The organism is Pseudomonas sp. LP_7_YM, from assembly GCF_004364435.1.
In the GTDB taxonomy this organism is placed as follows: Bacteria; Pseudomonadota; Gammaproteobacteria; order Pseudomonadales; family Pseudomonadaceae; genus Aquipseudomonas.
In genome coordinates this window covers 83,399-98,952 of record NZ_SOCT01000002.1, presented here as the reverse complement: position 1 = coordinate 98,952, position 15,554 = coordinate 83,399, and the positions used below count along the sequence as shown (strand labels likewise).

The 15,554-nt window shown below is 60.3% G+C and carries 12 protein-coding genes; 7 read left to right on the top strand and 5 right to left on the bottom strand.

Features of this window, described 5'->3' with window-relative positions; translation table 11 throughout:
* The first annotated feature begins 122 nt into the window (after window positions 1–122).
* The 4 genes from EC915_RS05490 (at window position 123) to EC915_RS05475 (ending at window position 5,597) form a co-directional block, all read left to right on the top strand.
* Complete coding sequence (locus EC915_RS05490) at window positions 123–1,577, top strand: mannose-1-phosphate guanylyltransferase/mannose-6-phosphate isomerase (protein WP_133749527.1); 1,455 nt, start codon at window positions 123–125, stop codon at window positions 1,575–1,577.
* Window positions 1,578–1,867: 290 nt separating this feature from the next.
* The gene (locus tag EC915_RS05485; RefSeq protein WP_133749526.1) at window positions 1,868–2,332 is read left to right on the top strand and encodes a multidrug transporter; all 465 of its coding nucleotides are present in this window, start codon (window positions 1,868–1,870) and stop codon (window positions 2,330–2,332) included.
* Between the two features lie 30 nt (window positions 2,333–2,362).
* Window positions 2,363–3,187 (top strand): SDR family oxidoreductase, encoded by an 825-nt coding sequence (locus EC915_RS05480; protein WP_133749525.1) that lies wholly within the window; start codon window positions 2,363–2,365, stop codon window positions 3,185–3,187.
* 196 nt (window positions 3,188–3,383) lie between these two features.
* Window positions 3,384–5,597, top strand: coding sequence for a hypothetical protein (locus EC915_RS05475; RefSeq protein WP_133749524.1), 2,214 nt, complete (start codon window positions 3,384–3,386; stop codon window positions 5,595–5,597).
* On the opposite strand, the gene EC915_RS05470 is transcribed toward EC915_RS05475, so the two are convergent.
* From EC915_RS05470 to EC915_RS05455, 4 genes are read right to left on the bottom strand one after another with little or no spacing between them, the layout of a single operon-like run.
* Window positions 5,598–6,452, bottom strand: coding sequence for an HlyD family secretion protein (locus tag EC915_RS05470; protein WP_133749523.1), 855 nt, complete (start codon window positions 6,450–6,452; stop codon window positions 5,598–5,600).
* A gap of 18 nt (window positions 6,453–6,470) precedes the next feature.
* Window positions 6,471–6,671 carry a DUF1656 domain-containing protein gene (locus tag EC915_RS05465; RefSeq protein ID WP_133749522.1) on the bottom strand — a complete coding sequence of 67 codons (201 nt, stop codon included), beginning with the start codon at window positions 6,669–6,671 and terminating at the stop codon, window positions 6,471–6,473.
* The gene (locus EC915_RS05460) at window positions 6,661–8,844 is read right to left on the bottom strand and encodes an FUSC family protein (protein ID WP_133749521.1); all 2,184 of its coding nucleotides are present in this window, start codon (window positions 8,842–8,844) and stop codon (window positions 6,661–6,663) included. The genes EC915_RS05465 and EC915_RS05460 overlap by 11 nt, the downstream gene beginning before the upstream one ends.
* Window positions 8,841–10,355 carry an efflux transporter outer membrane subunit gene (locus tag EC915_RS05455; RefSeq protein WP_133749520.1) on the bottom strand — a complete coding sequence of 505 codons (1,515 nt, stop codon included), beginning with the start codon at window positions 10,353–10,355 and terminating at the stop codon, window positions 8,841–8,843. Before EC915_RS05455 ends, EC915_RS05460 begins: the two co-directional genes overlap by 4 nt.
* Before the next feature lie 181 nt (window positions 10,356–10,536).
* Here EC915_RS05455 and EC915_RS05450 point away from each other — a divergent pair, with 181 nt between their 5' ends.
* Together EC915_RS05450 and EC915_RS05445 are read left to right on the top strand one after the other, a co-directional pair.
* On the top strand, window positions 10,537–11,484 hold the full coding sequence (locus EC915_RS05450) for a LysR family transcriptional regulator (protein ID WP_133749519.1): 948 nt from the start codon (window positions 10,537–10,539) through the stop codon (window positions 11,482–11,484).
* A 287-nt stretch (window positions 11,485–11,771) separates the two neighbouring features.
* Complete coding sequence (locus EC915_RS05445) at window positions 11,772–12,746, top strand: D-glycerate dehydrogenase (protein WP_133749518.1); 975 nt, start codon at window positions 11,772–11,774, stop codon at window positions 12,744–12,746.
* Between the two features lie 738 nt (window positions 12,747–13,484).
* Here the strand turns inward: EC915_RS05445 and EC915_RS05440 are convergent.
* Entirely contained in the window at window positions 13,485–14,384 is a 900-nt protein-coding gene (locus EC915_RS05440; RefSeq protein ID WP_133749517.1) for a DMT family transporter, read from the bottom strand.
* A gap of 289 nt (window positions 14,385–14,673) precedes the next feature.
* On the opposite strand from EC915_RS05440, the gene EC915_RS05435 reads away from it, so the two are divergent.
* Window positions 14,674–15,549, top strand: coding sequence for a helix-turn-helix domain-containing protein (locus EC915_RS05435; RefSeq protein ID WP_133749516.1), 876 nt, complete (start codon window positions 14,674–14,676; stop codon window positions 15,547–15,549).
* Window positions 15,550–15,554 lie beyond the last annotated feature (5 nt).

Sequence of the window (15,554 nt, the reverse complement as noted above, 5' to 3'; positions counted from 1 at the left end):
GGTGATGCGCAGCAGCACGCCGTCAGGCACCGGCCGCAGCCAGACAACAACAAGACAGACGAAACGACAGAACAACCGACGTCTAGCCCATTCAAACGCTATTGCTATTTGGAGAATGAAAAATGATTCCAGTGATCTTGTCAGGTGGCAGCGGTTCCCGACTCTGGCCTCTTTCGCGCAAACAGTTTCCAAAACAGTTCCTGGCACTGACCGGCGAACATACCCTCTTTCAGCAGACCCTCGAACGCCTGCAGTTCGAAGGCATGCAACACCCGGTCGTGGTGTGCAACAAGGATCACCGTTTCATCGTCGGCGAGCAGCTCGATGCGTTGAACCTGGAGACGCAGGCCATCATCATGGAGCCGTTCGGTCGCAACACAGCGCCTGCCGTGGCCATTACCGCCATGATGCTGACCAACGAAGGCCGTGACGAGCTGATGCTGGTGCTGCCGGCCGACCACGTGATCGACGACCAGAAATCCCTGCAACGCGCGCTGGCATTGGCCACCGTCGCCGCCGAACGTGGCGAGATGGTGCTGTTCGGCGTACCTGCGACCAAACCGGAAACCGGCTACGGCTACATCAAATCCACCGCCGATGCCTTGCTGCCAGAAGGCGTCAGCCGCGTGGCCCAATTCGTCGAAAAACCGGACGAAAAACGCGCCAACGAATTCGTCGACGCCGGTGGCTACTACTGGAACAGCGGCATGTTCCTGTTCCGCGCCAGCCGTTATCTGGAAGAGCTGAAAAAGCACGACCCGGACATCTACGATAACTGCCTGTTGACCCTGGAACGCAGCAAGCGTGAAGACGACAACATCGAACTGGATGACGCCAGCTTCGCCTGCTGCCCGGACAATTCCATTGACTACGCTGTCATGGAAAAAACCCAACGCGCCTGCGTAGTCCCGTTGGACGCCGGCTGGAGCGATGTGGGTTGCTGGTCTTCGCTGTGGGACGTGAATCAGAAGGACGAACACGGCAACGTCACCAAAGGTGATGTGGTTATCCAGGACAGCCGCAACTGCATGATTCAGGGCAACGGCAAACTGGTCACCGTGATCGGTCTGGACAACATCGTGGTGGTCGAAACCAAGGATGCCATGATGATCGCCCACAAGGACAAGGTTCAGGGCGTCAAGCAGATGGTCAACACGCTCAATGAGCTGGGCCGCACCGAAACCCAGAACCATCTGGAAGTCTATCGCCCGTGGGGCTCGTACGACTCGGTGGACATGGGCGGGCGTTTTCAGGTCAAGCGCATCTCGGTCAAGCCGGGCGCCAGCCTGTCGCTGCAGATGCACCACCACCGCGCCGAACACTGGATCGTGGTCTCGGGCACGGCGCAGGTCACCTGTGATGAAAACGTATTCCTGCTGACCGAAAACCAGTCAACCTACATCCCGATCGCCTCGGTGCATCGCCTGCGCAATCCGGGCAAGATCCCGCTGGAAATCATCGAAGTACAGTCGGGCAGCTACCTGGGCGAAGATGACATCGAACGCTTCGAAGACGTCTATGGCCGCTCCACTCAAGGCATCGAAGCCGGCGTGAAAACCCAGACCATCGCCCGTTGATTCAACCGTAACGGCATCCGTTACGCTGCCTCGCCCACCCTCTGCGTTCCCCATCCGCAGGGGGTGGGCGGGGCTTTTTTTCGCTCGAATCCTGCTTAAAGAAGCCAACATGGCCACGCCGCCAAGAAGCCCTGGAGCGTAGCTGTTCGCGAGACGTCGATACAGACCACTGCAGATCTCTGCGGTTTGCGTTCAGCGCCAGACCCGGACGCTGCCTTGCAGCGCCGAGCATTTGGTCAATCGCATGCCTTTCGGTACGATGCCGCATCCGCATCCCTGAGTCTGAAGACATGATCATTGGCGCCGTACTGATCTTCACCTGGCTGATCCTTCTGCTGCGCTATCCCGCCAAAGCCCTGCCGGTGTCTCTGGCTGCCGCAGCAGGCCTGGGAATTGTCGCCGGCATGGTGATCTGGCAGGACAAGCGCGATGCACAGCGACTGGAGCGCCTTCAGCCACGTTTGAACTACGCGCCGGAAAAATGCCCGACCGGGCGACCTCTGCTGGTCCTGATCGATAACGGCAACGATGTGCCTCTGCGCGAGTTGCGTTGGAAAGTCGCGGCCTATGCTCCCGGGGATACGGTCAACCTCGCAGAAGACACCTACGCGGCGCCGCGCTATCGAGGCCCGGGCGAATTGCTACCGGGCAGCCAGTGGCAGGACTGCCTGCCGCTGCCTCCCCTGCGGGCCGGTTATCGCCCGCAAACGCTGGAGTTCCGTGCCGAAGGTCTGCAAGGCAATTTCTCCGACTGACGCGCCCTCTCCCTCAAGGAATGAACCACCATGTCTGTTGTTCTGATCACCGGTTGCTCCAGCGGTATTGGCTGCGCCCTGGCGGATGCCTTCAAGGCTGCGGGTCACGAAGTCTGGGCCACGGCGCGCAAGACTGCCGACGTCGAGACGTTGGCAGCAGCCGGTTTCCGGGCGGTGGAACTGGATGTGAACAATCGTGCAGCACTCGACCGGCTCGCTGCTCAGCTGGAGCAACATGGCAAAGGGCTGGACGTGCTGATCAACAATGCCGGCTACGGCGGCATCGGCCCACTGCTCGATGGCGGCGTGGAGGCGATGCGCAGGCAGTTCGAGACCAACGTGTTTTCCGTCGTCGGTGTTACGGGTGCAATGTTTCCATTGCTGCGCCGTAACAAGGGTCTGGTGGTCAACATGGGCAGCGTTTCCGGCGTACTGACCACACCGTTCGGCGGCGCTTATTGCGCGTCGAAAGCGGCGGTCAGTGCCTTGAGTGATGCACTACGCATGGAGCTGGCCCCCTTCGGCATGCGCGTGATGGAAGTACAACCCGGTGCCGTCGATACCCGGTTTGCGAAAAACGCCAGGTACGAAGCCGAGCAGGTAATTAACGAGAACTCGCCGTGGTGGCCGTTACGTGAAGGCATCCGCGCCCGGGCGAACGCTTCGCAGACCCACCCGACTCCGGCCGGCGACATTGCCCGCGATGTGCTCAATGCGGTGCAAAAAGCCAGGCCTCCTCGCTTGCTGCGTTCCGGCACCGGCTGCCGCGCATTGCCCTTGATGGCAAGGCTGCTGCCCAAGGCATTGCTGGAGAGGATTTTGAGCAAACGGTTCAAGCTTCACGGGCTGCTGTAATTAATTACTGACCGAGCGGCGAAACGCCTGCGCCATCCAGCCGACGTAACTGCTCCATATTGATGCCTTTTCGCGCACACCTAAAGAATCTGGCTACAGCAATTTGCCTGCCCTCACCCAATACTTCCTGACTCAGCCTGCACACGGCTAAACCGAAGGCTCTTCAGCGAGCCCATCCACTGTCAAGGAAGACACCATGAGCGAATACCCAGCGTTTTACGATGACGATTTTCATCTTGGCGACGAAGGCAGGTCCCAGGATCTGCCTGAATTTGGCATGCCTCCTGTTCAAGAGTCGTCAGGGTTCACGGCAGAAGGCATCGAAATAGGCGAACTCAACCCAAGCAGCGGCACAGCCCCCGCAGCCGAACCCGACGATGAACTGTCCGCGAACGCCTTACGCCTCACCGAGCATGAGCTGGACCGCGTCACGAACGACATGATCGCGCTGTTCGACAATGTCTATGACCCGAATCTGCTGGACCCAGTGCTGTACATCAATGATTCGATACGTCAGATGGTGGACGACTCGAGCGCGTCAGACGAGCTCAAGAACCGCATCGACGCACTAACCTCAATCGATGTCAGCTTTCGGCATCGGCCTGCTGCAACCAGCGGGCTAATTGATGCCAGCACCTTTCTCGGTCCCAGGGAAACACAGAAACTCAGGCTCGACGAAATCGTCACCGACAGCTACCGGCGCCTGCTCGACGACCATCACCAGGTACAGATCGACTGGCCTGCCGAGTTCCCGCAAGACCTGATCGCAAAACTGGAGTCGGCGAACCTGCAGGCGAACTATCAGGCCGATGTCGAACGACGCTTGAGCACCGCGGATGCCAGGTTCATGTTGAAGCTGCAGTCAATGGTCGAAGTGCAGAATCGTCTGGAACAGTATGCAAATCGCGCAGATGCACCCCAGGTCTATCGGCACTTGGCACACGCTTATGGTCGTGGTGAAGCCAGGCTTGAACGTGTGCAGTTTCGAAGCCGCACCTGGCAGGTCGATGTTGCGCAGGTGTTGTACCTGCGGCTCAAGGCCGATCCGTCCTCCGACGGATTGTTGATTTTCCTGGACGCAACCGAAGACGATGCGATCGTACCGCTGGCGCAGGCCACGAAGCGCTGGTTTATAGAATCGTCCCCCAGACTTCGGCGCCTGATCCTGCAACGCCTGCCCCTGTACAACCAGATCCTGCATGGCAACCGGAAGCTGCACTACGTCAACAGCTACTTCGGGCCACAGGTGACGAGCGTCTCTCCATTGCAATTTCGCCCCGATGACGATGTGTTTGAAGCACTGCACTCGCTCAGAATCAAACGCATGCTCTCGAACATCGACACGCTGGTCTCCACTGACAGCGAGCGTCTGACCGATAAGTTTCTTGAAGCCGGAGCGTCCATTCTGCAAGGACTTTCCATTGTCGCTACCCTGCCCGTTGGCGGTGGCGGCGGATTGGCAGCACGGTTGCTGGTGTCGTTTCTGCTCGGGCAGGGTTCAGCGGCCCTGGAAGCAGTGCGCGGCGCAATCGCCGATATTCCCGAGCAAGCAGAAGCGCATTACAAGTCAGCGCTGTATACCGCCATCGCCGAGATCACCGGCCCCCTTGCGCAAAAACTGCTGGGTAAGGCGGTCTCGACGGTGAACAAAACCCACATCAGCACTCGGGTGTTCAAACACTTGAACAGAACACGCCTGTACCCCGGTAAAGCGTCGAGCTACGACAGAATTACGCCCGCACCGACCGAGGTAAAACGCATCAAGACAGAAGTGGCCGCGCAATTATCGGGAGGACCACAGCAGGCCCAGAGGCTGGTGGACCGAAGCGGTCGCCTGCTGAACAAAACCGTCGAAGGTCATGATCTGGTTGTATACCGCGGCAAGGTGTTCCGGGGCGATATGCGCCCGCCGGAGGAGATTTTCGAAAAGGGTTTCGAGTTAAGAACGCCCGCGGCAGAGATCCAGAAAGACATCCACCAGGTCACGGGAGTGCGTGGCGGTTTCGGCGGAGGTCATGATGCGCTGGACATCGACGGCAGAGGGATCTCGACTTCGGCGTACTACTACAGGGAAAACGTCGGGGCTTTCGTCTATGGCGGTCAGAAAGGGGGGTATACCTATGTAATTGATGCGCGCAGATTCGACGGTTACCACCTCTATCAGAACCACCACAACGCCCTGTATCCCCACACAGCGAAAAAAATCAAGTTCAAACCCACCGAAATCAACTACGCCAACAACATTCCACCCGGTGCCATCCTGGGCGCCTACGATGCCTTGGGTAACTTCATCGCCAACAACACCGCGCTCAGGGTTTACGCGCGGGGACTGGCCATAAAGGAGATCCGCAGGCTAGCAGCCTCTGCACTGTCGGCAGGCGCGAAAAAACCACCATCCGAAGACAGTTGATCATTGCGGATTAACGATGACCGTGCAGGTAATGCCCGCCGCCAACACCACGCTTTGCGGTACGTCATCCAGGTGGATGCGTACCGGCACGCGCTGGGCCAGTCGCACCCAGTTGAAAGTCGGGTTGACGTCGGCGATCAACTCGCGGCTTTGCGGGTTGTCGCGGTCGTAGATCGCCCGGGCAATGCTTTCGACATGGCCCTTCATCACTTCGCCGCTCATCAATTGCATGTCCGCCGGATCACCGACCCTGACGTGAGGCAGCTTGGTTTCCTCGAAGAAGCCATAAACCCAGAACGAATTCCTGTCGACCACCGCCATCTTCGCTTCGCCGATCCGTGCGTAATCGCCGCGATGCACGTTGAGGTTGGTCACGTAGCCATCGACTGCCGCCAGCACCCTGGTGCGTTTAAGGTTCAGTTGTGCGGCGTCCAGTTGCGCCACCGCCAACTGGTAGTCAGCCTGCGCGGAACTGGCGACGTTGGAGGCGTCTTCGCGGTTTTCAGCCGAGATCACCAAGGCGTCCATATCCTTGCGGCGCGCGGCGTTGACCTTGCGCATTTCCCAGGTCGCCTTGCGCGATGCCACCATCGCTTCGGCCTGCTTGACGGCCAATTGGTAATGCTCAGGGTCGATCTGCATCAACAGGTCGCCCTTCCTGACCGGCTGGTTGTCCTTGACCGGCACGTCGATAACCATGCCGCTGACGTCGGCGGCAACGTTGATCACGTCGGCACGTACCCGCCCGTCGCGAGTCCACGGGGTGTCCATGTAGTGAATCCACAACAGGCGGCCGATCCAGATAGCCAGCGCCAGAATCAATAATGTCGCGATCAGACTGATGAGCTTTTTCATCTCGAATTCACATGTGCCTCAACGGTAAACGGTCAGCGCCATCGCGCCAAACATGCAGCTGAACAGGCTCAGGCGCAGCAACGCCGGATGCCAGAAAAAACGGTACAGGTCCAGGTCGGACATAAGGCGGTCCAGCGCCCAGGACAGCACCATAGCGACCAGAAACATCACGGTCACAGTCGGCATGTAAACGCCGTGGAAAGCGAGTTCACGAGGCATGGGAAAGTCCTTGTGCCGCCTGCGCGGGGGCGTAGGCAGCCAATGGTGATTGCGGGTCGAGCAGACTGGTGCGGATGAAATGCAGATAGCTCTTCACTCGCCGCAGCGCCGAGGTATCGAAATGCGGCGCGAACGGCTCGTCGGTGTTCTGCACGCAGATGATCGCGTGATCCACGGCGTACAGGCTGCGGGCCAGGTTGTGCCGATCCGGCTGAATGAACAGGCGTACCAGCGAGCGGCCCATGGCACGAATCGCCTGACGCCACGGTTGCCATTGGGCGTAGCTGGGGTGAATCGGCAGGATGTCCTGCTCGCGGCGCAGTTCGATGATGGCGTGGCCGATCTCCAGAACCACGAACATCCAGCGCAGCAGCTTGCGCTGCACTTCGGGTTTACCGGCCGCCAGCCCGTATGCCTGATGCATCAGGTCGCGCGTGCGGCTTTCGAAGTTCGAACGGATCCCGCGCAGCGGCGCACTGATTGCGAACCCCACCTGCTGACGCAAATCAACTTCAAGGCGCTGCCACAACCAGCGACTGTTGGGCGGCAGAATGATCGCCCCCGCTGCCGCGCACAGCAGCATGCCGAGTACCATCGCAATGTAGTCGTTGATGAACGCATAGGGGTTGTAGACGGTGAGGTTGTCCGGTGCCGAGCCGATGCAGAAAAAGATCAGCAGCCCGAGACCATAGCCAGCCCATTGCGGGCGCGTGGTCAGGAAAGTGCCGAGCACGAACACCGGTGCCAGCACCATGCACAGCAGTGGAAAACCATCAATCCGGGGCAACACGAAGAATGTGATGAAAAACCCAAGAAGCGCACCGAGCAACGTACCGCACGCCATCTGGAATGACATGCGCCGGGGGTTGGGCGTGGTCGCAGAGAGGGCAACGGTGGCCGCAGACACCAGTGTCATTGAAGCGCCACTGGGCCAGGCTGTGGCGACCCAGTACACCGACATCAGCGCCAGAATCAACGTCGCGCGCAAGCCCGAGGCCAGCGAAGACATCCAGTTGGTGGTAGACACGAAAGGCTCCACCCACTTTTCCCGCACGTGACGGTGATCGGCCAGCGAGGCGTGGGTCTGAGCGTAGTCGTGCATGTCGTCGACGAATCGGTACAGCAATTCGTAGGCGGTATGGAAATCCAGCAGATCGTCGTCGCTGGGGTCGGTTTTGACAAACTCGGCGCGCAGGCTGCGGACCCGTTCAGGCAGATCGGCCTTGAATTCGCTCAACCGGTTGGCGAGCAGCGCAGCATCGGCGTTGGTCAGCGCACGACCGGCGAAGTGCTCAAGCAACTTTGCGAGCGCATCAAGCCCCGGCTCGATCGCTGCAACGGCAGGTGTTACACCACGACAGCGCAAGCGCTCCAGCAACTGATGCAGTGCATTGAAACGCGTAGTGATGGTCATGAATTCGCTGTTCAGGCGATTCAGCCGACCGTTACGTCGACGCATGTGCGGGTCTTCGAATACCGTGACGGCGCGCAGGCCTTCCAGGCCGACGGCGTCGGCGATAAAGCGCACGTTACTGGCCTCGAACGCAGCCGGATCGCTGCCGCGCAGGCCGCTGACCACGAACTGAGCGAACACTGCGAAGCGCTGATACAGGGCATTGCGCATGGCCGCGCCCGAGCTTTGCGGCAGGATGGCGGCGGTGACCAGCGTTGAGCAGACAATCCCGAGGGAGATTTCCAGCACGCGCCACATGGCGGCCATGAACGAAGTTTCAGGATGCGCCAGTGCCGGCAGGCCGGTCATCGCGGCGGTATAACCGGCAAGCACGAAACCATAGGCGCGGAAGTTACGATAACGCGCTGCACCGGCACAGCAGAAACCCACCCAGATCGCCAGACTGCCGAGGAACAGTTCACTGTTCTGCGCAAACAGCGCCATCAGGGTGACCATCACCACCGAGCCTGCCAGCGTGCCGAGCAGGCGGTAGAAGCTCTTGGCGAACACGTGGCCGCTTTGCGGCTGCATGACAATAAATACCGTGATCATCGCCGTACGGGGTTGCGGCAACTCAAGGCGCATCGCGATCCAGTAGGTCAGGAATGCTGCGATCAACACCTTGAAGATGTAGATCCAGGTCACCCCGTCGCTGCGCGCCCAGCCATTGAGTTCGCGACGCCATTCCAGGGATTTGAGCCAACGCAGGCTGGTGTTCATTTCCAATCCAGCACCGTCAACGCCGCCGGAGTCTTCGGCGCCGCTGTCTTGTCGGCGGTCGGCGTATCATTGCCCGCCATCAAACCGCCGCCCAAGGCAACCACCAACTCGGCATGCACGGTCAGCCGCGCGGCCTGAACCTGCTGTTGCACCTGCTCCTGATGGAACAACAGGGTCTGCGCGTTCAATACATTGAGGTAGTCGGTCAGGCCCCGTTGATAGGCGACCAAGGCGATGTCATAGGTGTTCTGTGCCGCTGCCACCGACTGATCGGCGAACCCCTGCTGCTTGTCCATCGACTCCCGGCGAACCAGTTGATCGGAAATATCCTTGAGCGCCGTCACCAGTGTCTGGTTGTACTGCGCCACAGCCGCGTCATAACCGGCGGATGCCACGCCCAGCTGCGAGCGCAAACGACCGCTATCGAAGATCGGCAAACTGATTGCCGGGCCCACGCTGTAGTTGAATTTCTTCCCGGTCAGAAATTCCAGCATCCCGCCACCGGTAGCCATGTAACCCAGGCTGGCCATCAGATCCACGTTGGGATAAAAACCGGCATGGGCGACATCGATGCCGCGAGCCTGCGCCGCAACGCGCCAGCGACTGGCAACCACATCCGGTCGCTGGCCGAGCAGTTGCGCAGGCAATGAGGAAGGTAACGCGAGCGTGGTTTTCAACGAGAGGGCCGGACGCTGCAGACTCGCGCCCTCCCCCGGTCCTTTGCCCGCCAGCGCAGCAATCTGATTGCGGCTCAGGACAATGGCTTCGTCCAGCGCGTCGATCTGCCGATGGGATTCGGGCAGCGGCGTTTGCGCCTGACTGACTTCGAAATGCGTTCCGATACCGCCCTTAAGACGCTGCTGTGCCAGGTCGAGCATCTGCTGTTGCTGAGCCAGGGTCGCCTCGGCGATGTCGCGCTGGGCGTAGTTGAGCGACAACTGGATGTAAGCACGAACGATGTTGTCCTGCAGTTCCAACTGCGCCTGGCGCTCTTCGGCGGCGCTCAGGTGCGCCATGTCCAGCGCCTGCTCGGCGTTATTACGCTCCCGGCCCCAAAAGTCGAGGGAATAGCTCAGGCCAATGGAGGCATTGTTGTCCCAAGTGCTGGTATTCGAGAGCTCGCCCGGCCCGTAGAACTGATCCGTCGGCCAGTTATGGCGCTTGAGCGCGCTGTCGCCGCTGACATGCAGCGACTGCGCCGCTTGCGCAATACCGGCCATGGACCTGGCCTGACGCACGCGAGCGGCAGCAATCGCCAGACTCGGGCTGCCGAGGGCGGCGAGTTCGATCCAGTGATTGAGCTGATCATCGCCGTAGGCGCGCCACCATTGAGCGTTCGGCCAATGAGCGTCCTGGGTAGCGTGTTTGATAGCGTCGTCGGTGGCCAGTGTGTCTGGCGACAACGAGGTGCCTTGAGGGGCGATTCCGCCGGTTCCGATACAGCCGCTGATAAGTAACGTTAAAGCCCAGACACTGAGGGGCTTGAGCCCCCTGACGATGCGACGCGGCACAGCTGCAATTACCCGAATGAGGAGGAGACGAATCGAGCCGCGATTCTAGAGCGCGCCTGATTCTGCGATAAGCCGGGACTTCTGCGAATCTTTATTACCGAACGGAAGATAATCCTTTGGTATAGCTGACATGGATCAGTAACTTCATGTCACAATTTGCCATCTCACCAGAGAACGGCCAATGGACACTCTGCAAAACATGCGCGCCTTCAGTTGCGTGGCCCAGGCGGGCAGCTTCACCGCTGCCGCGGCCCAGCTGGACACCACCACCGCCAACGTTTCGCGCGCCGTTTCCAACCTTGAAGCACACCTGCAAACCCGACTTCTGAACCGAACCACTCGACGTATAGCCCTGACTGAAGCGGGCAAGCGTTATCTGCTGCGTTGCGAGCAGATTCTGAGCTATGTCGAGGAAGCAGAAGCCGAAGCCAGCGATGCCCACGCGCGCCCGGCCGGGCAGCTGAAAGTGCACTCGATGACCGGTGTCGGTCAGCATTACGTGATCGACGCCATTGCCCGGTATCGGCGCAATCACCCGGACGTGTCGTTCGACCTGACCATGACCAACCGCGTGCCGGATTTGCTCGAAGAGGGCTACGACGTGTCCATCGTGCTGGCCAGCGAGCTGCCGGATTCGGGTTTTGTGTCGCAACGCCTGGGCATCACTTACAGCATCGTTTGCGCCTCGCCTGCCTACATCAAGGCATTCGGCGTGGCGCACAAGCCAGCGGACCTGCTCAATCACGCCTGCCTGCGCCTGGTCAGCCCGGTGTTTCCGCTGGAGAAATGGGCATTCGACGGCCCTGATGGCCGGGAAACCGTAACCATCGCCAGCTCGCCGTTCCTGGTCAACTCGGCCGACGCCATGAAAGCAGCGATCAGCAGCGGCATGGGCATCGGGATCCTGCCAATCTATTCGGCCATCGAGGGCCTGCGTAATGGCTCGCTGGTTCGCGTGCTGCCGCAATACCGCTCCCATGAGCTGAACCTGTACGCCATCTACCCCTCGCGCCAGTACCTGGATGCCAAGATCAAAACCTGGGTCGAGTACCTGCGCGGCTCGCTGCCGGAAATCATGGCGGCTCACGAGGCGGATTTGCAGGCCCACTTTCTGCCGGAGGGTGTGTAAGCAACCACGCTGCACTGGTTTGGTGGAGGTCACACCTCACGAGCACGCCATGAACCCGGTGGTAGATGCCGCAGGTACGACGGCAGCCAACGCGGTGGATCAGCTGCAAGTGAAGGTTTCTGACACTGCGCTTTCGTCGCTGTTGCACAGCGCCCATAGGTCCTGCGCCAGGATCGTAAGCAAGCCGGCTCAGCTTTCAGGCAGACCGAAACACCCTCGTCAATCCAACAACAAGAATGTTAGCGTGCTACGCATCTTCCATCTGAACCGCCGAGAGAAGCTATCCGATGAAAAAGACTGTCCTTGCCTTCAGCCGCGTGTCCCCGGAAATGGCCGAGCGCCTGCAGCAAGACTTCACTGTGATCATCCCGGACCCGAAAAAGGGCGATCTGAACGCGCAATTCAATGAAGCCCTGCCCCACGCCCACGGCCTGATCGGCGCCGGTCGCAAGCTGGGCCGCGAGCAACTGCAAAGCGCAACGCAACTGGAAATCGTTTCCAGCATCTCGGTGGGCTATGACAACTACGACGTCAGCTACTTTACCGAGCGCGGCATCATGCTCACCAACACCCCGGACGTACTCACCGAAAGCACTGCCGACCTGGGCTTTTCGCTGATCATGAGCAGCGCCCGCCGCGTCGCCGAGCTGGATGCCTACACCAAGGCAGGCAAGTGGACGCGCAGCATCGAGGCGCCGCACTTCGGTACCGATGTCCATGGCAAAACCCTGGGCATCGTCGGCATGGGCAATATCGGTGCGGCAGTGGCGCGTCGTGGTCGTCTGGGCTTCAACATGCCAATTCTTTACAGCGGAAACAGCCGCAAGACCGCCGTGGAGCAGGAACTGGGCGCGCAGTTCCGTACGCTGGATCAACTGCTGGCCGAGTCCGACTTCGTCTGCCTGGTGGTGCCGCTCAGCGACAAGACCCGGCACATGATCAGCCGCCGCGAACTGTCACTGATGAAAAAGACCGCCATTGTGGTGAACATCGCGCGCGGCCCGATCATCGACGAACCCGCGCTGATCGAAGCACTGCAGAACGGCGCCATTGGTGGTGCTGGTCTGGATGTCTATGAGCAAGAGCCGCTGGCTGAGTCGCCGCTGTTCGCGCTGAACAATGCCGTGACCTTGCCGCACATCGGCTCCGCGACCCATGAAACCCGCCAGGCGATGGCCGACCGGGCCTACAACAACCTGCGTGCGGCGTTGCTGGGCGAGAAGCCACAGGATTTGGTGAATCAGCAAGTCTGGAAGGGTTAAAGATCCTCGCCATCTTGATCGTCCCACGGTTTGATGATCGTTCCCACGGTCACCGTGGGAACGCCGCACGACGCTCTTGCGTTTGCCCAAGGGTGACGCGGAGCGTCACAGGCTGCGTGCCCACGCAGAGCATGGGTACGATCAGCAGGTCCTCGCCATCTTGATCGTCCCACGGTTTGATGATCGTTCCCACGGTCCCCGTGGGAACGCCGCACGACGCTCTTGCGTTTGCCCAAGGGTGACGCGGAGCGTCACAGGCTGCGTGCCCACGCAGAGCGTGGGTACGATCAACAGGTCCTCGCCATCTTGATCGTCCCACGGTTTGATGATCGTTCCCACGGTCCCCGTGGGAATGCCGCACGACGCTCTTGCGTTTGCCCAAGGGTGGCGCGGAGCGTCACAGGCTGCGTGCCCATGCAGAGCGTGGGTACGATCAACAGATCCTCGCCATCTTGATCGTTCCCACGGTTTGATGATTGTTCCCACGGTCCCCGTGGGAATGCCGCACGACGCTCTTGCGTTTGCCCAAGGGTGGCGCGGAGCGTCACAGGCTGCGTGCCCACGCAGAGCATGGGTACGATCAGCAGGTCCTCGCCATCTTGATCGTCCCACGGTTTGATGATCGTTCCCACGGTCCCCGTGGGAATGCCGCACGACGCTCTTGCGTTTGCTCAGGGTGACGCGGAGCGTCACAGGCTGCGTGCCCACGCAGAGCGTGGGTACGATCCTTCGGTTTTTTCAGGCTGACTTGCCTGCTACCGGCATCACCACCCTGGGCTTGCTGAACACCAGCACATTGCCGAGCATCACCAGCACCAGCCCCATCAATGCGGGCAGGGTCCACTGGTAGCCTTCAGCGAACGCCGAAACGTTCAGCGCCACCACCGGGAACAGCACCGTGCAATACGCCGCGCGTTCGGGTCCCATGCGTCCGACCAATGTCAGGTAAGCGGTAAAGCCGATCACCGATCCCGGGATCACCAGATACAGCAGCGAGCCGATATAACGTGGGTTCCATTCGAACGTGAACGGTGTGCCGCTGACCAGGCAGTACACGCACAACATCGCGGCGCCATACATCATCCCGTAGGCATTGGTGGTCAAGGGACGCAGACCGGCTTTCTGTTGCAGGCTGGAGAGCATGTTGCCTGCCGAGAAGCAAAGGGTACCGAGCAGGGCCAGGCCAAGACCGATCACGGTTTCGCGGCTGGCGCTGTGCCCGGACAGCTCAGGCCAGAACAGACACCCCAGCCCTGCCAAGCCCAAGGCGCCACCGGCCAGCACATTGCGGGCGATCTTCTGCTTGAAAAACAGCCGGGCGCTCAGTGCGTTCCAAAGGGTCGAGGTCGAAAACACCACCGCCACCAGCCCACTGGGAATCCACTGACTGGCATGCAGAAAACACATGAAATTGACGCAGAACAAGCACAAGCCCTGCGCCAGGCAAATCAGTTGCCCACGGCGATTGACCTTCTGCAGCTTGCCGCTGACCAGCAGCATGACGAACAGAATCAGCGCTGCAAGGCCGAAGCGGTAGACAATCGATACCGGAATCGCCACCTCGCCCAGTTGCAGTTTCAAGGCGATCCAGGTCGTGCCCCAGATCAGAACGGTCAGCAGATGCAGCGAGATGTTCATGGCAGGCTCCTCATTGAGGGCTCAGTCTGCGGGCCTGCCTCTAACCTCACTTGCCAAAACTTGCGCATTTGAGCGTCAGGCCGCTGGCAGCGGGACCGCTGCGGAGTAGGATGCGAGACATTGAAGACGCTGCCGACCCCGCGCGCCCGTGGCAGTGAACTTGCTCACGAACGCTGAGGTATGACCGATGAAGATGCTTGGCTCTGGTGAGCCTTGGTGAGCAAGCTCACTGCCACAGGCCGCCACTCAAGATAGCGCTGCAGCCGACCCCGAGTCCCCGAGAGCCACCATGTCGTCACTTGAAACCATTCAGGTTTTCCAGTCCCTGAACAGCTCGCCCCACACCCGGCTGGAGCAGAGCGCATCCCTGGGTGACGGTGTCGTCGCTGCATTGTGGAGCAACCGTCATGACGCCCAGGATTACCACGCGCCCAGCCATCACACCCTGTCCTGTTACATCGCTGGCGGCTTCGAGACCTACCGCCGCGATCAGCCCGGCAGGAAGGGCGCGCCGGACAAGCTTTGCGTGCTCCCCGCCGGGCATCAGTCGTCATGGGTGATCAACGGCGACATCCGCCTGGCCCATCTCTACATCAGCCCCGAACAATTGGCGCTCAACTGCGTCACGCTGCTGGACCGCGAACCTCGGGAAATGATGCTGCAAGAGAACACCTTCATTGATGACCCGGCGCAGGCCGAGCGCTTTCACCGGCTGATCGGCATGAACTGGACCGAGCCAGGCGAGCGCTTGCAGACCAGCAGCCTGGCCCATGAACTGCTCGATCACATGACCCTGAACCAGGTCGGGCTGCGTGACGGCTTGCGCTTGAAAGGCGGACTGGCACCGCATCTGCGTCGGCAACTGATGGAGTTCATCGAGCTGAATCTGGCCGAGCCATTAAGCCTTGGGCAACTGGCCGGGATCTGCGCACTCTCCGAATACCACTTCGCCCGGATGTTTCGCGAAAGCTTCGGCCTGCCACCCCATCAATACCTGCTGGCCCGGCGCATGAACCGCGCCCGGGAATTGCTGCGCCGCACGCGCAAGGCGTTTGGTGAGATTGCCCTGGAATGCGGATTCGCCAGCGCCAGCCATTTCAGCAATCGCTTCAGACAGGTGATGGGCGCGACGGCCGGGGAGTATCGGTTGGCGTTTGAGACGTAACGACT

What these genes read in the sequence shown, in the direction of transcription:
- EC915_RS05460 (WP_133749521.1), bottom strand. Translation starts at nt 8,844, where the DNA reads ATGAACACCAGCCTGCGTTGGCTCAAATCCCTGGAATGGCGTCGCGAA.
- EC915_RS05490 (WP_133749527.1), top strand. Translation starts at nt 123, where the DNA reads ATGATTCCAGTGATCTTGTCAGGTGGCAGCGGTTCCCGACTCTGGCCT.
- EC915_RS05470 (WP_133749523.1), bottom strand. Translation starts at nt 6,452, where the DNA reads ATGAAAAAGCTCATCAGTCTGATCGCGACATTATTGATTCTGGCGCTG.
- EC915_RS05485 (WP_133749526.1), top strand. Translation starts at nt 1,868, where the DNA reads ATGATCATTGGCGCCGTACTGATCTTCACCTGGCTGATCCTTCTGCTG.
- EC915_RS05450 (WP_133749519.1), top strand. Translation starts at nt 10,537, where the DNA reads ATGGACACTCTGCAAAACATGCGCGCCTTCAGTTGCGTGGCCCAGGCG.
- EC915_RS05445 (WP_133749518.1), top strand. Translation starts at nt 11,772, where the DNA reads ATGAAAAAGACTGTCCTTGCCTTCAGCCGCGTGTCCCCGGAAATGGCC.
- EC915_RS05475 (WP_133749524.1), top strand. Translation starts at nt 3,384, where the DNA reads ATGAGCGAATACCCAGCGTTTTACGATGACGATTTTCATCTTGGCGAC.
- EC915_RS05465 (WP_133749522.1), bottom strand. Translation starts at nt 6,671, where the DNA reads ATGCCTCGTGAACTCGCTTTCCACGGCGTTTACATGCCGACTGTGACC.
- EC915_RS05435 (WP_133749516.1), top strand. Translation starts at nt 14,674, where the DNA reads ATGTCGTCACTTGAAACCATTCAGGTTTTCCAGTCCCTGAACAGCTCG.
- EC915_RS05440 (WP_133749517.1), bottom strand. Translation starts at nt 14,384, where the DNA reads ATGAACATCTCGCTGCATCTGCTGACCGTTCTGATCTGGGGCACGACC.
- EC915_RS05480 (WP_133749525.1), top strand. Translation starts at nt 2,363, where the DNA reads ATGTCTGTTGTTCTGATCACCGGTTGCTCCAGCGGTATTGGCTGCGCC.